The 6,613-nt window shown below is 68.0% G+C and carries 6 protein-coding genes; 2 read left to right on the forward strand and 4 right to left on the reverse strand.

All coding sequences use genetic code 11. The features are described from left to right. Positions 1-15 precede the first annotated feature (15 nt). Positions 16-210, reverse strand: a complete 195-nt coding sequence (gene rpmI, locus E3T23_RS08245; protein ID WP_104101228.1) for a 50S ribosomal protein L35 — start codon at positions 208-210, stop codon at positions 16-18. After that, positions 203-829 (reverse strand): translation initiation factor IF-3, encoded by a 627-nt coding sequence (gene infC, locus E3T23_RS08250; protein WP_134369907.1) that lies wholly within the window; start codon positions 827-829, stop codon positions 203-205. Before infC ends, rpmI begins: the two co-directional genes overlap by 8 nt. 285 nt (positions 830-1,114) lie before the next feature. Here infC and E3T23_RS08255 point away from each other — a divergent pair, with 285 nt between their 5' ends. Both E3T23_RS08255 and E3T23_RS08260 read left to right on the forward strand, forming a co-directional pair. Further along, entirely contained in the window at positions 1,115-1,462 is a 348-nt protein-coding gene (locus E3T23_RS08255; RefSeq protein ID WP_134369908.1) for a DUF1844 domain-containing protein, read from the forward strand. 166 nt (positions 1,463-1,628) lie between these two features. Beyond that, the gene (locus E3T23_RS08260; protein WP_166806251.1) at positions 1,629-4,925 is read left to right on the forward strand and encodes a carbohydrate binding domain-containing protein; all 3,297 of its coding nucleotides are present in this window, start codon (positions 1,629-1,631) and stop codon (positions 4,923-4,925) included. Positions 4,926-5,025: 100 nt separating this feature from the next. On the opposite strand, the gene E3T23_RS08265 is transcribed toward E3T23_RS08260, so the two are convergent. Together E3T23_RS08265 and E3T23_RS15230 are read right to left on the reverse strand one after the other, a co-directional pair. Beyond that, a complete protein-coding gene (locus E3T23_RS08265; protein ID WP_134369910.1) occupies positions 5,026-5,805 on the reverse strand; it encodes a DNA-formamidopyrimidine glycosylase family protein in 780 nt (259 codons plus the stop codon). After that, positions 5,798-6,613, reverse strand: an 816-nt coding sequence (locus E3T23_RS15230) for an Lhr family helicase (RefSeq protein WP_420898312.1), incomplete at its 5' end; no start/stop codon positions are given. The genes E3T23_RS15230 and E3T23_RS08265, both read right to left, overlap by 8 nt.

Below are 6,613 nucleotides of genomic sequence, written 5' to 3' on the forward strand. Positions count from 1 at the left end.
TTACGGGGTACGGGTCTAGCGACCGAGAAGCTTCTTGATGACCTTGGTGTCGGCCTTGGCCAGCACCTGGTCGTGGTTCAGGCGGGACTTGCGCTGGGTGCTCTTGACCTCGAGGTTGTGGCGCAGGCCGGCCTGCTGCTTCATGATCTTGCCGGATCCGGTGACCTTGAAGCGCTTCTTCGTCCCGGAGTGGGTCTTCATCTTAGGCATCTTTTTCCTCCAGTTTTGCTGCCTTATCAGCAACTTTGTCAGCCTTTTCGGCAACCTTTTCTGCCCGATCGGCAGCCTTGTGTGCGTTGATCTCAGCCTTGGCTTCCGCTTTGTTCTTCAGCGGGCCAACGACCATGACCATGTTTCGACCGTCGATGGTCGGGCTCGATTCCACGGAACCGAACTCGGCGACATCCTCGGCAAATTTTTGGAGCAGACGTACACCCTGGTCGGGACGGGACTGTTCACGGCCACGGAACAGAATCATGGCCTTGACCTTGTCGCCGGCCTTCAGGAAGCCTTCGGCGCGTTTGCGCTTGGTCTCGTAGTCGTGCTTATCAATCTTCAGACGGAAACGGACCTCTTTGAGGATCGTGTTCGCCTGGTTGCGCCGGGCCTCCTTGGCCTTCTGCGCGGCTTCGTACTTGAACTTGCCGTAGTCCATGATCTTGGCAACGGGCGGCTTCGAGGTCGGTGCGACCTCGACGAGGTCAAGATCGGCCTCCTGTGCCAGGCGCAGCGCAACATCGATGGCCACGACCCCGACCTGCTCGCCGTTGGGACCAACGAGACGAACTTCGGGGACGCGGATACGGTCATTTGTGCGGGGATCGCTGATGCGTCTCTCCTCTTCTCATGCATCGTGGCTACTGCCAGGTGACGGATGTCGCCCGGAGACGAAGAGAGGAAGATCGCGTCTGGATCGCCGAGCAAAACTGCCCGACATCACAGACGGCACCCTGTCTACCTTCCCGAACCGGATTCCTGTCGGAGTCCAGCGCCGCGAAGGCGGAGTGCAACTACCCGGTAACCTTGATGAAGCGGTATGCGCGGGTGGGAGATTATCCACTTTCGTACCGAGACTTGCATCTCGGAGCCCGGTCGAGTCTAACAGAGGAATGCAGTGAGCAACAGCAACGAGCAGGATGCAGCCCAGGCAACACGCGATATCGCCGACGTGCCGGCCGTGGAGATCATCACGACGGCATCCGTTCACCTGATGAGCGCCGCCGCGGTCAAGGTGGGCCTGGCCGACGACCCGGAGAACCAGACCGACCTGGACGAGGCCCGCAAGCTGATCACGGCCCTCGCCGGCCTGATCACCGCCGCCGCCCCCGACATCGCCGACATGCATGCCCGCAGCCTGCGCGACGGTCTGCGGTCGCTGCAGCTGGCGTTCCGGGAGGCCTCGGCCATTCCCGACCCGATCGGTCAGGGCCCGGGCGAGAAGTTCACCGGCCCGGTCAACTAGCGCAGCGAACCGACCAGATAGAGGGGTGCGGAGCGATCCGCACCCCTCTGTCATGTCGGTTCGGCGGATTTCATGGCTAGGATTGCGACCACCTGACTGGTGACAGTCGGCGAAGGCGGCCAATGGGGGTCGTCGCCAATCTGGTGGAGAACAAATGTCCATTAAAATGAGAGCGCTCTCACGAGCGGCCGCGCGTGCGGTCGTCGTGCCGGCGCTGATCCTGCCCCTGGCGTTCGGAGCAGCGGCACCGGCCGCCGCGGCATCCGCTTCGGTCCTCGCCGACTTCGAGGGCGGAACGCCGGCGGGTTTCTTCGCCTACGGCAACGCCGGCTTCGGCATCGAAGACGTCGCCCCTGGAAGCGCGAACGCCCGGCCCGGCCAGACCGATCCGACCAAGGTGCTCAGCTACGGCTTCGACATCACCCCCGCCGGCTCCTACGGCGGCGTCGGCCACAACTTCGCCACGGCCGGCGACTGGACCGGCTTCGAGGGTGTGAGCTTCTGGCTCAAGGGCTCCGGCAACGGGGCCTCGCTGCAGTTCGAGATCTTCGACGGCGGCGCCAACTCGGACAGCTCCGAACGCTTCGACCACACCATCACCGATGACGTGGCCGGCTGGCGTGAGATCCAGATCCCCTGGGCCTCCTTCAAACGGGCGACGGACTTCCAGCCCGGCGGCGCCCCCGACGACGGCATGAACCTGACCACCATGTGGGGCTACGCGCTTCCCGCCAATGGCGGCGCCGAAACGGTGCTGGCCGATGACATCGCGCTGTACTCGGCTGCGGACGTCACGGCGACCGCGACCCTGTCCGCGAGCGCCTACGAGGTCATCGAAGGTCGAATCGGCGAGGCCCAGGTGCGCCTGAACGTCGCGCCCACCGCTCCGATCACGGTCGACTATGCCACGAGCGACGGTACCGCCGGGGCCGAGGACTACACGGCGACGAACGGAACCCTCACCTTCGCGGCCGGTGAAACGACGCAGACGATTCCCATTGCCACGACCGACGACGCCGCGGAGGAACCGGGCGAGTCACTCACGCTCACGCTCAGCAACCCCGTCGGCGCCGTGCTCGGCACCCCGGGCACCGCCACCCTGACCATCCTTGACAATGACGCGACGCCGGTCGGTCCGCCCGCCGGTCGCACCCTCCTCGTCGAGGACTTCGAGGCCCCGCTCCCGGTCGGCTCGGACGGGACCGTGCCGGTCGGCTGGTTCGCCGCGCAAGACCCGCAGAGCACCGTCGGCTTCGAGACCACGGATGCCCTGCCCGTTCCCGTCCCGGCCGACCCGCCGGTGGCCGGGAACACCGCGCTCTCCGCGGGCTTCAACGTGACGTCCTACGGCGTGGTGCTGAACAACTTCACGAACGACACCGCGACGGAGTGGACCACCCAGGACTGGAGCACCTACGAGGGAGTCGGTTTCTGGATGTACGGCAACGGATCGGGTACGCGCCTGTTCCTCGACCTCGAGGACAACCGCAACCCGGGTTCCACGACCGACGACGCCGAGCGTTTCGTCGTCGAGTACACCGACAACTGGACCGGCTGGAAGTTCCAGCAATTCGACTTCGCCGACTTCGCGCGCAAGAACATCAACAACAACGCGCCCAATGACGGTCTCGGGCTCACCGAGATGCACGGGTTCGCCTTCGGCTCCCTGACCACGCCCGGCGCGCAGACCTTCTACTACGACGACGTGCTGCTCTACGGCCAGGCCGCCGAGCTCCCGCTCACGGTCGGATTCGACCGCGCCGGCTACGAGGTCATCGAAGGAGCCGACGCCACGGCCGCGGTGCGACTGAACCGCATCGCCGAGGTGGACGTGACCGTCGAGTTCCGGACCGAGGAATTCGCCGCCCGTACCGCCACCGAGGACCTGCCGGCGACGCTGGACCGCGACTTCACCGCGAATAGCGGCACCATCACGATCCCGGCCGGCCAACGGGCGGCGACCATCACGGTCCCGACGCTGCAGAACGCGAAGCACGAGGTCGATGAGACCTTCCTCGTGACCCTCGCCAACCCGGTGGGCGCGGAGTTCGGCTTCGTCAGCACCGCGACGGTCAGCATCCAGGATGATGACCCGATCGATGCCAAGCTGGTCGAGGACTTCGAGTCCTACCCGTGGCTCTTCAACACCGAGGGTGACATCGATCTCTCCGTTCGGGAGCTCACCGCCGACAACGGCTACACCGGAGCGGATGTCTTCGAGAACGTTCTCGACGTCGCCCACGACGGCGACGCGGAACTCGTGCGCGACTTCGCGGCAGGCCAGGACTGGTCAGCCGACAAGGGACTCTCGTTCTGGTACAACGGCGAGGGAACCGGCGACGAGGTCACCGTGACCGTGGCCGACAACGACGCCGCCGACCCGGGCCCCGAGGGTTGGGTGCAGACCTGGAGCGACGAGTTCGAGGGTCCCGCCGGGGCCCCGGCGAACCCGGACAACTGGACCTACGAGACCGGAGGCTGGGGCTGGGGCAACGACGAGCTGCAGTACTACACCGACAGCACCGACAACGCCGCCCTCGACGGTGACGGCAACCTCGTGATCACCGCGCGTGAGATCGACCCCGCCACCACGGATCTCACCTGCTGGTACGGACCGTGCACGCACACCTCGGCCCGCCTGATCAGCGAGCAGAAGCAGGAGTTCGAGTACGGCCGGATCGAGTCCCGCGTGCAGGTGCCCCAGGGCTCCGGCATCTGGCCCGCCGTGTGGACGCTCGGCAACGACTTCCGAGAGGAAGGCTGGCCCCAGACGGGCGAGATCGACGTGATGGAATTCGTCGGACGCCTGCCGAACGAAATCTTCGGCACCATCCACGGACCGGGCTACTCGGGAGGCAACTCCTTCGGTGACACGTACGACTTCGGCACCCCCGTCGCTGAGGACTGGCACACGTTCTCGGTCGAGTGGACCCCGGAGCGCTTCGACTGGTTCGTGGACGGCATCCAGTACCACTCGGCCACCCCGGCCGACGTGGCACCGAACGAGTGGGTGTACGACCACCCGTTCTCGCTGCTCACCAACGTGGCCGTCGGCGGCAACTTCGGCGGAGCACCCGGTGAGGACCTGGTGTTCCCGCAGTCCCTGACCGTGGACTACATCCGGGTCTTCCAGGCTCCCGACACCGCCGAGCGCTTCGAGACGACCTTCGTCGACAACCAGTCCGGCTGGCGCCGGGTCACGGTGCCGTTCGCCGACCTCACCCGCTCCACGGAGCAGCCGGTCGGGGCGCCGAATGACGGACTCACCCTCACCGATGTGCAGGGGTACGGGTTCGGTTTCACCGGCACCGGTTCGGTGAGCCTCGACCGGGTGACGCTGGTGGCCACGATTCCGGAGGCCTGCGTGGCACCCGGCAAGCCGGCGGTCACGGGCAAGCCTGCACTCACCGGCAAGCCGGCCGTCACGGGCAAGCCTGCCGTTCCCGGCAAGCCGTGCCGGTAACGATCCACCCGGCGTGACGTGCCGTCACGGGACATGAACTAGCACCGCCGAAACCCCCGCCGAATCCGGCGGGGGTTTCTGCGGTGCGACGCTGCCAGGTCTAGGTCTGGCAGCGCGGGCACCATGCGGTCACCCGCAGCTCGAGCTCGGAGCGGCCGAGGAGGCCGCGTTCGATCCGGCTACCGCAGCGGCGGCAGGGCTGGCCGGACCTGCCGTAGACCCAGGTCCGCATGCCCCGCCGGGCGTTGCCGGTCGTGATCCGTTCCGTGCGGTCACGGTTCGCCAGGATCAGCCGGCGGGCGAGAGCGACGAGGCCCGGGACATCCGTCACCTCGGCCACCGGCCTGGTCGGCAGCAGGCCGCGGAGGAAGCACAGCTCGGTCACATAGACGTTGCCGAGCCCGGCGAGGTTGCCCTGGTCGGCGAGCGCCACCGCGAGGGGTCGCTCGGGGCGGGATTCGAGGCGGCGCACCGCTTCGGCCGCATCCCAGTCGGGGCCGAGCAGGTCAGGCCCGAGGTAGTCGAGCAGCGCGGCCTCCTGCGTGAGCGGCACCACCTCGAGCAGCCCCAGTTCGAAGCCGACGGCCACCCACTCCGCCGTCTCGAGCACGATCCGCGCCTGGAACGCGGGGCGGCGCCACGCGCTCCCGTGCCGGTAGAGGTGCCACGATCCCTCCATCTTCAGGTGCGAGTGGATGCTGGCCTCCCCCACGCGCATCAGCAGGTGCTTGCCGCGACTGAGAACCTCGTGCACGGTCTGCCCGGTCAGGTCGACGGTGGCGAACGCCGGCACCCGCACGTCGCAACGGGTGAGCCGGGCTCCGTGCAGCGCCTGGTCGAGGTTCTGCGCGGTGCGGTAGACGGTGTCGCCCTCAGGCATGCAGTTTCAGTCCCCGCGGGGTGACGTCGAATCCGGCCGCCAACAGGGCGGTGCCCACCGCGGTGCCGATCACGAACACCCCGTTGACGGTCTCGACGCCGATCTTCGGAACCCGCCCGGCGGTGACCGTGCGGGCGAGGGACGCGGCGGCAATGCCCAGGACGGCATCCGGTTCGGCGGCGGACCCGGTGGCCGGCCGGCCGGCCGGGTCGGTGCTGTCGTCGCCGTCGCTGTCGGACGATCCGTCGAAGGCGAGCACGGTCTTGCCGCCGCGCTCGACGTAGAGCACCAGGGCCCCGTCGACGAGGACGACCAGCGCGCCGGCCTTGCGCCCCGGGCGGTGCCCGGTGCCGTCGGGCAGCGGCGGCCACGGCAGCACCGACCCGTACGGGTTGGCCGGGTCGGTGGCGGCCAGGGTGATCGCCTCCGGCTCCGGATGCTGCACCTCGGCGACGTAGGACCGCAGCCGGTCGATCGTGCCGGCCGTCGCGAACTGGGCGGCCCCGAGCCCCTCGATGAAGTAGCCGCGGCGGCACCGCCCCATCTCCTCGAAGCCGCTGAGGGTGCGGTAGACGAGGGCGAAGCCGCCGGTCACGCCCTCCCCCGTCACCGCGCCGCGGGTGACCACGCCGTAACGCTCGAGCAGGGTTTCGCCAAGGGCATGTGCCCTTCGGGTGGGCGAGTCGTCGGCGACCGGCACGATCGACCAGCGCCCGGAAACTGTCGGCGGCCCGGTGCGGGACGGCAGGGTGCCGCGCGCGGGGACGCGGCCACCGTGCAGCCGGGCCCGCGGCGCGGCCCGCCGGGT

Source organism: Cryobacterium cheniae (assembly GCF_004403395.1).
Taxonomy (GTDB): domain Bacteria; phylum Actinomycetota; class Actinomycetes; order Actinomycetales; family Microbacteriaceae; genus Cryobacterium; species Cryobacterium cheniae.

Bases quoted from the DNA above. Each gene is read 5' to 3' on its own strand.
- rpmI (WP_104101228.1), bottom strand. From the start codon at position 210: ATGCCTAAGATGAAGACCCACTCCGGGACGAAGAAGCGCTTCAAGGTC.
- E3T23_RS08260 (WP_166806251.1), top strand. From the start codon at position 1,629: ATGAGAGCGCTCTCACGAGCGGCCGCGCGTGCGGTCGTCGTGCCGGCG.
- E3T23_RS08265 (WP_134369910.1), bottom strand. From the start codon at position 5,805: ATGCCTGAGGGCGACACCGTCTACCGCACCGCGCAGAACCTCGACCAG.